The sequence below is a fragment of the Streptomyces sp. NPDC060366 genome, assembly GCF_042725135.1.
Lineage (GTDB): Bacteria > Actinomycetota > Actinomycetes > Streptomycetales > Streptomycetaceae > Streptomyces.
Genome location: NZ_JBHXDC010000014.1, coordinates 1 through 15,343, shown reverse-complemented (window position 1 = coordinate 15,343; position 15,343 = coordinate 1). Strand labels below are relative to the sequence as shown.

Genomic DNA, 15,343 nt, shown 5'->3' with positions numbered 1-15,343 from the left:
GGCCGACGGAGCTGAAGAAGGCGACGGAGCCGACGGAGCCGAAGTCCGAGGGGCCACGGATGGAGAAGGACGAGGACTGACCCCGGCCGGCGCCGTATGGAGGCTCCGTCGGCGCGCCCTCAGTCGGCCTGGTCCGGCTGCGGCGCGCCGCTGACCGCCCCGAACAGCACCACGGGCTCCTCCGCGTCCTGCTGTCCCACCCCCACGGCGACCAGCCGTTCGCCGACCCGCCAGGTCTCAAGGTCACCGAAGTAGCCCAGCTCGCAGAGGGACGCGTAGAACGGCGGCACCGGCTCGTCGGCCAGATACCGGTCGGCGTACGCCGTCAGCTCGACGGTCCGGTGCGCGCCCCACCGGGCGTCGAGGGCGTGGACGACGCCCCACAGTTCTCTCTCGTACTCGTCGAGGACGGCGTCGTGGAGCTCGTGGTCCTCGTCCTCGTAGAAATCCGCGCTGACCCGCAGCGCGACGATCGCGAAATCCGCCCCCGGCCCGGACCGGCCCGGGTCCACGCCGTCCGGCCAGGGCGGGGCGTAGGGGGCGGTGGCGAGGCGCTCCACGGCGGCGGCCCGCGCGTCGACCGCCGCCTTGAAGGCGAGCGCGTCGCCTCCCGCCCCCTCCGAAGCTCCGGAAGCCCCCGGAGTCCCCGAAGCCCCGGAGGTCACAGCTTCGGCCGGTCCGCCGGGGTGGCCAACGGCGCCAGCGCCCCCGCGTCGGCCAGCGTCTTGTGTGCCGCGAGCACCGCGTCCGTGGTGGCACCCACATTCAGTACGACTCCGCCCGCCCCGGCCTCCAGGCGTGGCGCGGCGAAGTCCGCGGGCACCCGGGCGGCCCGGTTCGCCGACAGGAAGACGGACCAGCCGGCACGCGGGTGCGAGGCCCGCAGACCGTAGGCGGACTTCACCGCGCCGAACAGCTCACGGTCGTGGGCGCTGCCGGTGTCCGCGTCCCAGACGCCGGCCACGGCGGCCAGCGCCTCCGGGAGCCGGTCCGCGAGGGGCGCGGCGGCGTCCGGGGAGCCGGGGAAGAGCAGCAGCGTCGCGTTGAACGGGGTGTATCCGTCCGTACCGCCCGCCCCCACCTTGAGCTGCGCGTACCCGCCGTCCTGCCGCCGGGCCACGACGACGGCCGTGCGGCCGACGATGTCCGCGTCGTCGTGCGGGTTCGCCGCGTCCACCGCCGCAGCGAAGGCGTCGACGTCGCGTGGCACGGCCTCGCCCGGAGTGGCGCCGTCGGTGTCCCACCGCCAGTCCGCCAGGTCACCGGCCGACAGTTCGGTCAGCCGCCCCAGCAGGTCCAGCCAGCGGCCGGCCAGCTCGTCGCAGGACTCGGGCCTGGGGCCCCAGGACGCCTTCACGATGGTTTCGCTCGCCATGCCCGTCACTCCCGAGACTCCGATGGTGCTTCTGCCTGTCGCTTCTCACCGCTTCGCGCCGCCACGAACGCACCGCTACGGCTTCCAGGGCGTGTGTACGACATCCACGTCCACCCCAGCATCGTCGAACGCCTTCTGCGCGGCGTCGGCGGCCTTCTGGTTGGAGAAGTTCCACTCGACCGGCTTGCCGTTCGCCGCCCGCACCTGGCGCCGTGCCTGATCGACCCACTTGGTGGCCTGTGCGGGTTCCAGGGTGCCATCAGGACGGACCTTGCCCCCGTACCCGAACTTCGCCTCCTTGTACTTCTGCCCGGCGGAGTCCCAGCCGTCGAAGTCGACGTCGCGGCCGGTGTCCGGGTCCTTCACCCCGTACTCCTTGCCGCGTTTCACGCCGGAGACCTGCTCCTGGAATCGCATCCAGCGCTCCATCGCGGGGCCGTACGCGACCGACTTCTTCGTCTTCCACTTGCCGTCGCCGAGGTCCTTGGAGCCCTTGCGCGGATTCTTCAGATCGCCGTACCAGGACGGCTTCTTCCACTTGGCGACCGCCTTCTGGCCGGCTTCCCGCTTGGCCGCCTGCGCGTCGGCTGCGTCCTTCTTCGCCTGCTCGGCGGCGTCGATCTCCTCCTGGCTCGCGCCTTCGCACTTCTTCTCGAACGGCAGGAGTACGGGGACGCCGCCCGCCCGGTAGACCGCCTCGGTCCGCCCGGCCGCGTTGACGCCGCCGCCGAGCGAGGGCCGCTGGGCGGCCGGGCCGCCCGGCGCGCCCGGTCCGCCGGAGCCGCCCGTACCGCCCGGGAGCCGGCCGCCGATCGGGCCGGAGCTGATCAGACAGCCCTTCTCCGCCAGCTCCTTCTGGGCGTCGTCGGCGTGCTTCTGCGCCTCCTTCGCCGCGTCGTCGGCGGCCTTGACGTCGCCCTTCTCCGCGGCCTTGCGGGCGCGGTCGGCGGCCTCGCGAGCCTTGTCGGCCGCCTTGCCCAGTTTCCCGAGCTTGCCCAACTTGCCGATCTTGCCGAGTTTTCCGCCGACCTTCGCCGCGTTGTAGCCGGGGATGAAGATCGATCCGACGTTCCACACGACGTCGGTGACCGCACGGGTCTTCTCGCCGTTGTTCCACCGGTCGCGGACCTCGTCGCCGACGAACATGTCGTCGCCGGCCGTGACGACCGTGTTGACGGACGCGCCGCCCCAGTCGGTCAGGGCGTCGAGGTAGTCGCCCTTCGCCCACTTGTCACCGGCGTCCTTGGAGTCCTCGGACCACTTGTCGCCCAGGCCGCTCCCGTAGTCCTTGAGTCCGTCCCAGGTGCCGCCCGGGTCGGTGACGAGGTCCCAGACTCCGGTGACGTCGCCCCAGACGCCGTCCACGAACAGGCCCTTGACGACCTGGCCGCCACGGTCGGCCGCGCAGGAGAAGAAGCTCCAGCCCCCGCAGTCCTCCGCCTTCTCCCCGCCGTCGTCGCCGTCGTCGGCCGCGGCCTCGTCGCCCTCCCAGCCGGGTTCGTCGGCGGCGCCCTCGTTGCGGTCCTCCTCGGTCTCGACGCCCACGGGGACGGTGCCGCCGTTGTCGTCGTTACGCGAACCGCCCGGATCTCCCGGATCTCCCGGATCGGCCGGGCCGCCGTCGGCGCCGTCCTGGCCGTCGCCCGCCTCGACGGAGTCGCCGTCGCCGGCCGGGCACGCCGCGCCCGTGATCGAACAGACCGCGGACTGGAGGCCGTTGGATATCTGCCCGCCGACGCCGCTCGCCGTGAGGCCCACGATGATCGCGGCGACGAGGACGAACAGGCCGAGGTATTCGAGCGCCGTCTGGCCCCCGTCGCTTCGCCACCTGATGAACCGGGCAAACGAGAACGGCCGGTGCTCCGCTCGCTGTTGGACGTCGAGCCGTATCCACTCCCGGCTCTCGGGGTGCCACAGGAAGACCAGGATCAGCACCGGCAGCACGAGTTGGGTGAAGCCCTGGAAGGAGCCCTCGGTGATGTTGGAGATGCCGCCCAGAACCAGCCACGCCTGTACGGCGATCAGGCCCCGCCACTCCCACACACCGCCGGTCCACAGCCGCCGGGACAGCAGCCAGCCGACGGTGCCGGGCGCCGCCGCCCACACGGTCAGTCCGACGAGTTCGGCGTCCACCGCGTCCGCCGCGGCGGCCGAGAGGAACAGGCCGACTCCGCCCAGCACGGTGAAGCCGAAGAGTGCGTGGATCAACCACCGCGCGACCTGCATCAGTTGAGGCATCTCGCGCCGCCCGGAAGGATCGGGCGGCGCCCATGCGCCGTCGTACGCCGGTGTACCCCCGTAAGAAGCCATTTCTCGCCCCAACCACCCTCGCGATACGCGGCGTTCCGGCGGCCACGCGTCAAACCGCCCCGACAGCGGAGCTTATGACCGGAACATGTCGGAAGGCATGGGCCCAGGGACCTAAAATCGGCTCAAATACGTTCTGACGTAAGGCGATTCGCGAGGATTGGCCGGGATCGGGACGGCTCAGGCCGGTCGGCCGAGCAGCATCGTGGGCGCGCCGGCGACCCGGGTCAGGAAGACCGTGGCCGATTCCCGCCCCTGGAGCTTCATCCTCCGCCGCAGCTCCTCCGGTTCGACCGGCGAGCCGCGCTTCTTGACCGTCAGGATGCCGACGCCGCGCTCGCGGAGCAGGGCCTTGAGCCGCTTGAGGTTGAACGGCAGCTCGTCGGTGATCTCGTACGCCGTCGCGTACGGCGTCGGGCGCGGTTCGTCCGCCGTGATGTACGCGATCGTCGCGTCGATCAGCCCGCCGTCCAGCTCGTCGGCGACCTCGGCGACCAGATGGGCGCGGATGACGGCGCCGTCCGGCTCGTACAGATAGCGGCCGACCTCTCTGACCGGCGGGTCCGGCAGGCCGCGGCCGGTCAGGGTGAGGCCGGCGGGGAGCAGGGTGGCGCGCCGGGCGCCGGGCGTGATCGCGCCGGGACCGGACCCCGGACCCGGACCGGCCCCCGGACCGGCCCCCGGATCGGTCGCGTGGTGCCAGAGCACCGCCTCCTTGACGTCGCCGCCGTCGGAGATCCACTCGGCCTCGAAGTCGTCGGGGACCAGCTCGTGCGGGATGCCGGGCGCGATCTTGATGCCGCCGGCGCCGACCGTACGGACCGCCTCGATCGCCCAGGACAACGGCGGCGAGTACGCCTCCGGATCGAAGATCCGCCCCCGGCCGCCGCGTCTGGCCGGGTCGATGAAGAGGGCGTCGGGGGCCGGCGCCGCCGCCAGGTCGTACGTCATGACGTCCGCGCGCACGACCGTCGCGGGCGGGGCGTCCGGCGCCAGCGTGCGGACGTTGAGCGCGGCGATCTCGCAGGTCACGGGGTCGCGGTCGACCGCCGTCACGGCGAACCCCGCGCGGGCCAGCTCGATCGCGTCGCCGCCGACGCCGCAGCACAGGTCGGTGATCCGCGCCGGGCCGCCGTCCCGGAGGCCGATGTCCCGGAACCGGCCCGCCCGGTGGGCGGCGACCGAGGTACGGGTGGCCTGCTCGACGCCATGAGGCGTGAAGTACATGCGGTACGCGTCCCGTTCGCCGAACTTCGCGACCGCCCGCTGGCGCAGCCGGGCCTGCGCGAGGGCCGCGGAGACCAGTTCGGCGGGGTGGTCGCGGCGCAGCCGGGTCGCCAGGGCCAGCTCCTGCGCCGGGTCGTGGTCGCGGAGGGCGGCGAGCAGGGCCTGGCCCTCGTCGGAGAGCAGCGGGGCGAGCGACGGTGCGGGAGAAGGGGTGGGGTCGGTCACCGGGCCATTGTGGGCCAGGCGGGGGACCGCCGGCGCTCCCCGGCGGTGTCGGCCGGGCGCGTGGACCGCGCGCTGACAGGATGCGGCGCCATGCAACTAGTACGACAAAACGAAGAAAAGGCCGCAGAGCGGCGCAAAAGTCACTCCGGCGGGCGGGCGCGCGCGGTCGTCGCCGTACTTCTGATCGCCGTGCTCGGCTCCGCCTGTGCGGGAGAGTCCGGCGACCGGGGCGGCGGAGACCGCGGCGGTCGCAGCGGGGACGGCGGCGGCGGTGGCGGTGGACCTGTCGAGTCCGCCTCCACGAAGCCGGGCCGGGCGGGTCCCGACGTCGTGAAGAAGGCCGAAGCGAAGAAGGCCGAGGTGAAGAAGGTCGACGCCGCGAAGAAGGCGGACGTGAAGAAGGCGGAGGCCGCGAAGAAGGCCGAGGCCGCCGTCGCCAAGGCCCAGGCGCTGCGAGCCGTGGCCGCCAAGAAGTGGAAGCTCGCCAAGACCCCGCTCGCCGCGCCCCCGCCGCCCGCGGTGAAGCCGAAGATCACCACGCGCAAAGGCTTTGAGGTCACGGGCGGCGCGACCCTCCCGCCGGTCTTCACCAGCGTCCCGACGAAAGAGAAGGTCGTCTTCCTGACGATCGACGACGGCGCCGAGAAGGACCCCGAACTGCTGCGCATGATGACCGAGTTGAAGATCCCGTACAGCGCCTTCCTCAGTGACTACGTCATCAAGGACAATTACGCCTACTTCAAGAAGATGCAGGCCCGCGGCGTCTCCCTGCACAACCACACGCTCACCCACCCCTACCTCCCCGGACTCTCCTACGAGAAGCAGAAGCGGGAGATCTGCGGCCAGCAGGAGAAGATCAAGAAGCGGTACGGAAAGCGGCCCGAGCTGTTCCGGCCGCCGTACGGCAACTACAACGCCGGCACCCTCCGCGCCGCCAAGTCCTGCGGCGTCAAGGCGGTGCCGCTGTGGTCGTCCGAGGCGTTCCCCGACCACATGGAGTGGCGCGAGTGGGACCGGGACCTGCACCCCGGCGACATCGTCCTCACGCATTTCCGCGGGAAGGGGGAGTGGAAGGGCTCGATGCCCGACATGATCCGGCACGTCATGAAGACGATCACGGACAAGGGTTACGCGGTGGCGAAGCTGGAGGACTACGTCTAGAACACGGCCACCCGATCGCGTTGCAGCCGGGCCTCGACTGGCACTCAGCTTGACCGAGTGCTAATCGCGGTCATAGTGTCATGTCTGGCACTCCCCACTGGAGAGTGCCAAATGCGTGACAGGTCAGGTCCGGCACCCGCGACGACGGATCGAGCCCGGTCACGCGACCCAGACAGTTAACCCCGTGAGATCTCCGAAGGGGGAGGTCGGATCGTGACGACCGCCAGCACCAAGGTTGCCATCAAGCCGCTCGAGGACCGCATTGTGGTCCAGCCGCTCGACGCAGAGCAGACCACGGCCTCTGGCCTGGTTATTCCGGACACTGCCAAGGAGAAGCCCCAGGAGGGCGTCGTCCTGGCTGTCGGTCCGGGTCGCTTCGAGAACGGCGAGCGGCTTCCGCTCGACGTTTCCGTCGGCGACGTCGTTCTGTACAGCAAGTACGGCGGCACTGAGGTGAAGTACAGCGGCGAGGAGTACCTCGTCCTCTCGGCTCGCGACGTGCTCGCGATCATCGAGAAGTAAACCTCACAGTTCCGCTGTGAAACTGCGCCCCTGGCCCCCGCATCGCCGGGCGGTCCGGGGCGTAGTTCGTTGTTCGTTCGAGAGGACAAGAGAAAGCTCCCATGGCGAAGATCCTGAAGTTCGACGAGGACGCCCGTCGCGCCCTTGAGCGCGGCGTCAACAAGCTTGCCGACACGGTGAAGGTGACGATCGGCCCCAAGGGCCGCAACGTCGTCATCGACAAGAAGTTCGGCGCCCCCACCATCACCAACGACGGCGTCACGATCGCCCGCGAGGTCGAGCTCGACGACCCGTACGAGAACCTCGGCGCCCAGCTCGTGAAGGAGGTGGCGACCAAGACCAACGACATCGCGGGTGACGGCACCACCACCGCCACCGTGCTGGCCCAGGCGCTGGTCCGCGAGGGCCTGCGCAACGTCGCCGCCGGCGCCTCCCCGGCCGCCCTGAAAAAGGGCATCGACGCCGCCGTCGCCGCCGTCTCCAAGGAGCTCCTGGACACGGCCCGCCCGATCGACGACAAGTCCGACATCGCCGCCGTCGCCGGGCTCTCCGCCCAGGACTCGCAGGTCGGCGAGCTCATCGCCGAGGCGATGGACAAGGTCGGCAAGGACGGTGTCATCACCGTCGAGGAGTCCAACACCTTCGGCCTGGAGCTGGAGTTCACCGAGGGCATGGCCTTCGACAAGGGCTACCTCTCGCCGTACATGGTGACCGACCAGGAGCGTATGGAGGCCGTCCTCGACGACCCGTACATCCTGATCAACCAGGGCAAGATCGGCTCCATCCAGGACCTGCTCCCGCTGCTGGAGAAGGTCATCCAGGCGGGCGGCTCCCGGCCGCTGCTGATCATCGCCGAGGACGTCGAGGGCGAGGCGCTCTCCACCCTCGTCGTCAACAAGATCCGCGGCACGTTCAACGCCGTCGCGGTGAAGGCCCCCGGCTTCGGTGACCGCCGCAAGGCCATGCTCGGCGACATCGCCACCCTCACGGGCGCGACCGTCATCGCCGAAGAGGTCGGCCTCAAGCTCGACCAGGCCGGTCTCGACGTACTGGGCTCCGCCCGCCGCGTCACCGTCTCCAAGGACGACACGACGATCGTCGACGGCGGTGGCGACAGCACCGAGGTCGCCGGCCGCGTCAACCAGATCAAGGCCGAGATCGAGTCCACGGACTCCGACTGGGACCGCGAGAAGCTCCAGGAGCGCCTCGCGAAGCTGGCCGGCGGCGTGTGCGTGATCAAGGTCGGCGCCGCCACCGAGGTGGAGCTCAAGGAGAAGAAGCACCGTCTGGAGGACGCCATCTCCGCGACCCGCGCCGCGGTCGAGGAGGGCATCGTCTCCGGTGGTGGCTCCGCCCTGGTGCACGCCGCCAAGGTGCTGGAGGACGGCCTGGGCAAGACGGGCGACGAGGCCACCGGTGTCGCGGTCGTCCGCCGCGCCGTGGTCGAGCCGCTGCGCTGGATCGCCGAGAACGCCGGCCTCGAGGGCTACGTCATCACCGCGAAGGTCGCCGAACTCGACAAGGGTCACGGCTTCAACGCCTCGACCGGCGAGTACGTCGACCTGGTGAAGGCCGGCGTCATCGACCCGGTCAAGGTCACCCGCTCCGCGCTGGAGAACGCCGCTTCCATCGCCGCGCTGCTCCTCACGACCGAGACCCTGGTCGTCGAGAAGCCGGCCGAGGAAGAGGGCGACGCCGGTCACGGTGGCCACGGCCACAGCCACTGACCCTCACCGGTCACCGGCAGAGCACGCGGTACGCGACCGAGGCCCGGCGCCCCTTCGGGGGAGCCGGGCCTCGGCGCGTTCCGCCGCGGGTGCCCCGCGGTTACGCCGAGTGCGGCAGCGACGACGGGTGTACGGGATCCTCGAACGGCAGGCCCTTCGCGTACCGCTCCACCTCGTCCAGCGCCTGATCGGTCATCCGGTGGATCTCACCGCCCAGCGAGCCCGCGACGTGCGGCGTCAGCAGCACGTTCGGCAGGTCGTACAACGGCGAGGCGGGCGGCGGCAGTTCGGGGTCCGTCACATCCAGCACCGCGTTCAGCCGGCCGGAGACCAGCTGCGGCAGCAGAGCGTCCTCGTCGATCAGCGAGCCGCGCGCGGTGTTGATCAGCGTCGCCCCGTCCTGCATCGCCGCCAGTTGGGCGCCGCCGATCATATGGCGGGTGGCGGGGACCTGCGGCGCGTGGACCGACACCACGTGGCCACGCGCGCACAGCTCGATCAGCGACACCGATTCGACGCCGAGCGCCGCGGCCTCGTCGGCGGACACGTACGGGTCGTAGAGCAGTACGTCGAGGTCGAACGGCCGCAGCAGTTCGATCACCCGGCGGCCGATCCGGGACGCGCCGACGATGCCGACCGTACGGCGGTAGTTGCCCGCCCCGCCCAGCTCCTGGTGCCAGTCGTGCGGGCCGCGCAACTCCCGGTAGCGGTGCGCCGAGCCGAGGACCCGCTTGCCCGCGAAGAGGATCGCGGCCAGCGTGTACTCGGCGACGGGGCGGGCGTTGGCCGCCGCCGCCGAAGCCACCGTGATGCCCCGCTCCCAACACGCTTCCGTGACGTGGTGCTTGACGGTGCCCGCCGCGTGCACGACCGCGCGCAGCCGGGGCGCGGCGGCCAGCACCTCCGCGTTGAGCGGCGGGGCGCCCCAGCAGGTGATCAGCAGTTCGGCGTCCGCGAGCGCGGTGGCGACGGCGGGGTCGAGACCGGGCCCCGTCAGGGTGTGCGCGACAAGACCCGGATCGGTCCGCACGAGACCGGTCAGCCGGGCGAGATGAGCGGGGGAGAACAGCCGTTCCGCGATGCCCGGACTCATCGAGAGCAGCGCGGACGGCCGATTGTCAGTGGCGTCGTGCATGGTGGAAGTCGGTCTCCTCGTGGGTCGTCCGCATGGGTCGTTCACGCGTCACAGGTGGCGCTATTTGACGCTGCCGGCGGTGAGTCCGGCCTTCCAGTGTCGCTGGAGGGTGACGAAGGCGATGATCAGCGGGGTGACGGCGAGCAGGGAGCCGGTGACGACCATGGGGTAGAAGGCCGGGTCGGCGTTGGCGTTGCTGTGCCAGTTGAACAGGCCGAGGCTCAGGGGGTAGAGCTCACGGTCCGAGAGCATCACGAGGGGGAGGAAGAAGTTGTTCCAGATCGCGGTGAACTGGAAGAGGAAGATGGTCACGAAGCCCGGCATGATCATCCGCAGACCGATGGACCAGAAGGCGCGCAGCTCGCCCGCACCGTCGATACGGGCGGCCTCCAGTGCCTCGTCGGGGATGTAGCCCGCGCTGAAGATCCGGGCGAGATAGACACCGAACGGGTTGACCAGTGCCGGGATCAGCACGGACCAGTAGGTGTTGACGGTGCCGGTCTCCACGGCCAGCAGATACAGGGGGAGCGACAGCGCCGTGGACGGCAGCAGCACACCCAGCAGCACGAGCGCGAACAGCTTCTCCTTGCCGCGGAATCGGTATTTGTCGAAGGCGTAGCCCGCAGCGACGCTCACCAGCGAGCAGCCCAGGGCGCCGACTCCCGCGTAGAGCAGGGAGTTTCCGTACCACTGGAAGTAGATGCCGTCCTGGTAGGACGTCAGCTCGGAGAGGTTGTGGCCGAGGTCGAAGCCCTCGAAGGAGAAGACATCGCCGCCCAGCAGATTGCCCGCGTCCTTGGTGGCCGCGGTGACCAGCCAGATCAGCGGGAAGAGCGTGTAGACGGCGGCGATCAGCAGCACCCCGTTGACCGCGGTCTTCGACAGCCAGCGGTTGGCCCTCGGGCGGCCGGCCGGTACGGGGGCGCGGCCGTCGCGGCGGCCGTCGCGGTGGTTCGGTGTCTGGAGCTGGGTGGCCGGGTCGACCACGGTCGGGGACGTCATGCCCGTGCCCCCTTCCGGTTGGAGAATCGGGTGACGACGAAGGAGAGCAGGGCGGCGACGAGCGCGATGAGCACGGAGGCCGCGGCGGCGAGCCCGTAGTCGTTGCGTTCGAACGCGGCGCTGTAGGCGTACATGTTGGGCGTCCAGGTGCTGGTCACGGCCGATCCGCTGCCGCGGTTGAGGATCAGCGGCTCGGTGAAGAGCTGGAGCGAACCGATGATCGTGAAGAGCAGGACCAGCATCAGCGAGGAGCGGATCAGCGGGATCTTGATGCTGAGGGCGAGCCGCCAGTTGCCCGCGCCGTCCACGGTCGCCGCCTCCAGCAGGGACCGGTCGACGGCCTGGAGCGAGGCGTAGAAGATCACGACGTTGTAGCCGAGCCACTCCCACAGCGCGATGTTGACGATCGCGGGCAGCGTGCCCTCGGACGAGAAGAAGTCGAAGCCGATGCCGCCGGACTCCATGGCGGAGACGACCGGGCTGAGTCCGGGTGTGTAGAGGTAGATCCAGATCAGCGCGGCGATCAGGCCGGGGATCGCGTGCGGCAGGAAGAGCGCGAGCTGGAAGAACCGGCGGGCGCGGGCCATCGCCGTGTCCAGCAGCAGCGAGATGACGAGCGCGCCGCCGACCATCAGCGGTATGTAGAGGGCGCAGTAGCCGAGCAGCACCCAGAAGCCGTCGCGGAACGCCTCGTCGCCGAGGGCGGCCGTGTAGTTGCCGAGGCCGTGGAAGACGGTCGTCGGGCCGTCGAAGCCGAGGCCCGACTGTTTCTCGGTGAAGAGGCTGAGGTAGACGGCGTAGCCGACCGGGACGATCATCGCGACGGTGAAGAGGGCGAAGAAGGGGGCGAGGAGGATGCCGGCGGCGAAGCCGGTACGGGCCTTCGAGGTACCGGCTTTCGGGGTTAGGGCGTTGGGGTCACGGAACTTGGGTGTGCGCGCCCTGGGGGTGCGGATCTCGCTCATGAGGCGTCCTCGACCTTCAGTCCGCGCTTCTTCGCGTCGGCGACGGTGGCGTCGTGCGCCGTCCCGAGCGCCTTTCGGAGAGTCGAGCCGCCACCGACCACATCGCTGAGTTCGTCACCGAGCGCGCTGTTGGTGGCGCCGGTGCTCGGGCCCCAGAGCCAGTTGGGACCGACGGACGCGCCTGCCTTCTCGTACAGGCTGTACAGGTCCTGACCACCGAAGAAGCCGGTGTCGAACGCCTTCCTGGCGACCGGCACCAGGGCGGGCGCGGCGGGCATGGCGCTCGATGTGCTCGCGCCGATCCGGGCTTTGATACCGGCCTCGGTGGTGGACATCCACAGGGCGAACTCGACCGCGGCGGCGGTTTTCTCGCTGCCCTTGCTGACGGCGAAGGTCGAGCCGCCGATCATGCCGCTGGCCGGTTTCCCGGCGTCCCAGCTCGGCACCTGTACGGCCGCCCACTTGCCCTTCTGCTCGGGCACGATGCCCGACAGGACACCGGCGCCCCACGAGGCGCCGAGATAGCCGACCGTCGTGCCCTGCTTGAGCGAGCCGGTCCACTCGGGGCTGAACGAGGAGGCGGTGGTGACGAGCCGGTCGTCGATCATCCCCTGCCAGTAGTCGGCGGCCCTGGTGCTGGCCGGGTCCGTGGTGTCGACCCGCCAGGCGTCCTTCTCGGTGCTGAACCACTGGGCGCCGGCCTGCCAGGCCATCGCCTGGAAGAAGGTCGGGTCGTCGGGGAAGAAGGTGCCGATCCGTGTCCTCGGCTCGGCCTTCCTGACCTGCTCGGCGGCGGTGCGGAACTCGTCCCAGGTCCGCGGCGGCGCGATGTCGTGCTTGTCGAAGAAGTCCTTGCGGTAGTAGAAGACCTGCGGTGACGCGTCGAACGGGACGGCCCAGTTCCGGCCGCCCATCGTGGTCAGCTCCACGGCCTGGGGCAAGAACTTCTTCTTGATGTCCTCGGTGAGATGGCCGCTCAGGTCCTGGAGCGAGCCCTGGCTGACGAACTGCGACAGCTGCGGGTACTCGATGGAGAGCAGATCGGGCGCGATGCCCGCCTTCACCGCGTTGGCGATCTTGGGATAACCGCCGAGACCGCCGGACGGGATCTCCTCGAACTTCACCTTGATCGTGTCGTGGGAGGCGTTGAACGCGTCCACGACCTCCTTCGATCCCTTGGTCCAGGCCCAGAACGTGAGGGTCACGGGGTCTTCGGCGGTACCTCGGGCGGGTGCCTGACCGCCGCCCCCGCTGCACGCCCCGAGGGCGGCGAGAGCGGACAGCGCGGTGAGGGCGCTGACGGCGGCGCGGATGGGACGGGACCACGGGTGGCTCACGGCTCGGGCTCCTGTACGGCGGGGGAACAGGCGATGTGGCCGTGATACTTCGAGCCGCGGTGAGCGAAGTCAAGAGCGAAAGATTGATTGATCGAAAAATGATCGAACCAGCCGTCTACCCCGCCGCCCCGCACGACGCGCGGACGCGCAGGCTCGGGAGCAGGTCCAGATGCGTCCGCGGCTGTGCCTCGGCGCCCGGTTCCGTCAGCCGCTCCACCAGCAGCTCCGCCGCGCGCCGCCCCACCGCGCGCTTCGGCGGCGCGACGGCGGTCAGCGGGGTGTCGGCGAGCGCGGCGACCTCGTCGTCGTACGTGATCAGCGCCAGGTCGTCGGGCACCCGTACGTCCAGCTCGGCCAGGCGCCGCACCATCCAGGTCGCGTCCTCGTCGTTGTGCATCAGCGCCGCCGTGGCCCGGCCCTCCCGCACCGCGGCGGCCAGCGCCCGCGCCGCCTCCTCGAAGAGCGCCGGATGCCGTTCGGCCGACGCCGAGTCCAGTACGGGCAGCTCCGCCCGCAGCCCCAGTACGGCCAGCGCCCGCTCGTACCCCGCGCGTACGGCCATCGCCGTCGGGCTGTCCGTCCTGGCCAGCAGCAGCGGCGTCCCGTGCCCGAGCCGCACCAGGTGCCGTACGGCCAGCAGCACCCCGTGAGCGTGGTCGGAACGGACGCGGTCCAGATCGTCCAGCGGCCCGCCCGGCACCCCGAGCCTCTCGACGAGCACCGTGGGAACCGGCAGCCCAGCGACCCAGGCGCCGTAACGCTCCGGGTGGTCCGGCGCCGTCCAGCTGGGGGCGACCAGCAGCCCCTCGGCACCGGCGGCGAGCAGCCCGGCCGCGTGCGAGGCGTCGTCCTCGGACCGGTAGTCGGAGACGCGCAGGATCAGCCGGGCGCCCAGCCGGGCCGCCGCCTCGTGGGCCCCCCGGATCACCTCGGCGAAGTAGTACGCGGCGGCCGGCGCCAGCATCCCGATCACCGGGCTCCCCGCCCCCGGCGCGGTCCCGGCCGGCCCCTGCCCGCGCGGCCAGGACACCGAGCCGTGCGCGCGGTCGAGCAGCCCGCGCGCGGCCAGCGCCTCCACGTCACGGCGCGCCGTGACCGGCGCGACGCCCAAGCGCTCGGCGAGGTCCGACACCCGTACGGTGCCGCGCTCGCGCACCAGATTCAGCAGTCGGTCATGACGTTCGGCGGCACCTTCGCGCACGGTGGCAGTCCCTCCGCAGGGTGATGAAGTGATGGCCCGGCGCGAGGACTCTAATGCAGCGTGATCGAACGACGGAAGTTCCGATCATTCGATCACCGCGTGATCGTGACCGGAGCGCCCCCCCGCTACTGCGGGCCGTACTTCCGCCCCGTCTTCGACGTGATCCCGCCGAGCAGCCCGCGCGGCGCCAGCTTCACCGCGCTCATCAGCGCCTTGTAACGCGGATCGGGCACCGACACCGTCTTGCCGCGCGCCAGGTCGGCCAGCGCGGCCGTCACCAGTTTGTCGGCGTCCAGCCACATCCAGTTGGGGATGTTGTCCGTCCCCATCCCGGCCCGGTCGTGGAACTCCGTGCGCGTGAAGCCGGGGCAGAGCGCCATCAGCCGCACCCCGGTCCCGGCCAGATCCCGCGCGGCCCCCTCGGTGAACTGCACGACCCATGCCTTCGACGCGCCGTACGTCCCGCGCGGCAGGAACGCGGCCACCGACGACACGTTCACCACACCCCCGCGCCCGCGCTCCCTCATCCCGGTGACCGCGGCCGACGTCAGCCGCAGCACCGCCTCGCAGTGCACCTTCAGCATGGTCAGCTCGTCGGCCATCGAGACGTCGAGGAACCGGCCCTTGTTCCCGAACCCCGCGTTGTTGACCAGCAGATCGATGGGGTGCTTACGGTCGTCGAGACGCTTCTCGACCGCCTCGATGCCCTGGTCCGTGGCGAGGTCGGCGGTCAGCACCTCCGCCTCGATGCCGTGCAGGTCGTGGAGTTCGGTGGCCTGGCGCCGCAGGCGTTCGGTGTCGCGGGCGACAAGCACGAGGTTGTGGCCGCTTCCCACCCCGCCGGACTGGGAGGTACCGCCCGCGGCGAGCCGCCGGGCGAAGGCGGCGCCGATCCCCGCTGTCGCGCCCGTAATCAAAGCAGTCGTCATAGGGCGCACGTTAGACGGTCGCACGACCGGTGCGAGCGACCGTCCGACCATCGGAAGCACGTACCGAACCGCACGTCGAGCACATGGGAGTTACCCGTACGAGGTCCTCGTTACCTGCCGGACAGGACCTAGGGTCTGTCGTTCGGATCTTGCCGGGCTCGCGGTCCCTGGCACGCACGCCCGCCGCGTTGTCGTCGGTCGCCAACGCTCCGCGTTGTCTCCCTCCTCCG

The 15,343-nt window shown here is 70.7% G+C and carries 13 protein-coding genes; 3 read left to right on the top strand and 10 right to left on the bottom strand.

Translation table 11 applies throughout. The features are described from left to right. Nucleotides 1-119: 119 nt before the first annotated feature. The 4 genes from ACFWHU_RS28245 to ACFWHU_RS28230 all read right to left on the bottom strand — a co-directional run bounded on the left by ACFWHU_RS28245 (nt 120) and on the right by ACFWHU_RS28230 (nt 5,230). A complete protein-coding gene (locus ACFWHU_RS28245; RefSeq protein ID WP_387228236.1) occupies nt 120-665 on the bottom strand; it encodes a hypothetical protein in 546 nt (181 codons plus the stop codon). After that, on the bottom strand, nt 662-1,375 hold the full coding sequence (locus ACFWHU_RS28240; protein WP_387228234.1) for a hypothetical protein: 714 nt from the start codon (nt 1,373-1,375) through the stop codon (nt 662-664). Before ACFWHU_RS28240 ends, ACFWHU_RS28245 begins: the two co-directional genes overlap by 4 nt. 75 nt (nt 1,376-1,450) lie before the next feature. Then, nucleotides 1,451-3,613, bottom strand: a complete 2,163-nt coding sequence (locus ACFWHU_RS28235) for a Tox-REase-5 domain-containing protein (RefSeq protein ID WP_387228232.1) — start codon at nt 3,611-3,613, stop codon at nt 1,451-1,453. A 249-nt stretch (nt 3,614-3,862) separates the two neighbouring features. Beyond that, complete coding sequence (locus ACFWHU_RS28230) at nt 3,863-5,230, bottom strand: SAM-dependent methyltransferase (protein ID WP_387228230.1); 1,368 nt, start codon at nt 5,228-5,230, stop codon at nt 3,863-3,865. Between ACFWHU_RS28230 and ACFWHU_RS28225 the strand changes: the two genes are divergently transcribed. The 3 genes from ACFWHU_RS28225 (at nt 5,225) to groL (ending at nt 8,544) form a co-directional block, all read left to right on the top strand. Then, nucleotides 5,225-6,295, top strand: a complete 1,071-nt coding sequence (locus tag ACFWHU_RS28225) for a polysaccharide deacetylase family protein (protein ID WP_387228228.1) — start codon at nt 5,225-5,227, stop codon at nt 6,293-6,295. The two genes, ACFWHU_RS28230 and ACFWHU_RS28225, sit on opposite strands and share 6 nt — an antisense overlap. Before the next feature lie 213 nt (nt 6,296-6,508). Further along, a complete protein-coding gene (groES, locus tag ACFWHU_RS28220; RefSeq protein ID WP_023539274.1) occupies nt 6,509-6,817 on the top strand; it encodes a co-chaperone GroES in 309 nt (102 codons plus the stop codon). Nucleotides 6,818-6,918: 101 nt separating this feature from the next. Further along, entirely contained in the window at nt 6,919-8,544 is a 1,626-nt protein-coding gene (gene groL / locus ACFWHU_RS28215) for a chaperonin GroEL (RefSeq protein ID WP_385791524.1), read from the top strand. 100 nt (nt 8,545-8,644) lie between these two features. Here the strand turns inward: groL and ACFWHU_RS28210 are convergent, their stop codons facing one another. The 6 genes from ACFWHU_RS28210 to ACFWHU_RS28185 all read right to left on the bottom strand — a co-directional run bounded on the left by ACFWHU_RS28210 (nt 8,645) and on the right by ACFWHU_RS28185 (nt 15,113). Next, entirely contained in the window at nt 8,645-9,679 is a 1,035-nt protein-coding gene (locus ACFWHU_RS28210) for a hydroxyacid dehydrogenase (RefSeq protein ID WP_387228226.1), read from the bottom strand. Between the two features lie 60 nt (nt 9,680-9,739). After that, the gene (locus ACFWHU_RS28205; protein WP_387228224.1) at nt 9,740-10,681 is read right to left on the bottom strand and encodes a carbohydrate ABC transporter permease; all 942 of its coding nucleotides are present in this window, start codon (nt 10,679-10,681) and stop codon (nt 9,740-9,742) included. Next, nucleotides 10,678-11,646, bottom strand: coding sequence for a carbohydrate ABC transporter permease (locus tag ACFWHU_RS28200; protein WP_387228222.1), 969 nt, complete (start codon nt 11,644-11,646; stop codon nt 10,678-10,680). The genes ACFWHU_RS28205 and ACFWHU_RS28200 overlap by 4 nt, the downstream gene beginning before the upstream one ends. Continuing rightward, on the bottom strand, nt 11,643-12,983 hold the full coding sequence (locus ACFWHU_RS28195) for an ABC transporter substrate-binding protein (RefSeq protein ID WP_387228220.1): 1,341 nt from the start codon (nt 12,981-12,983) through the stop codon (nt 11,643-11,645). The genes ACFWHU_RS28200 and ACFWHU_RS28195 overlap by 4 nt, the downstream gene beginning before the upstream one ends. A gap of 115 nt (nt 12,984-13,098) precedes the next feature. After that, nucleotides 13,099-14,184, bottom strand: a complete 1,086-nt coding sequence (locus ACFWHU_RS28190) for a substrate-binding domain-containing protein (RefSeq protein ID WP_387228218.1) — start codon at nt 14,182-14,184, stop codon at nt 13,099-13,101. A gap of 125 nt (nt 14,185-14,309) precedes the next feature. Continuing rightward, complete coding sequence (locus tag ACFWHU_RS28185) at nt 14,310-15,113, bottom strand: SDR family NAD(P)-dependent oxidoreductase (protein WP_385791513.1); 804 nt, start codon at nt 15,111-15,113, stop codon at nt 14,310-14,312. Nucleotides 15,114-15,343 lie beyond the last annotated feature (230 nt).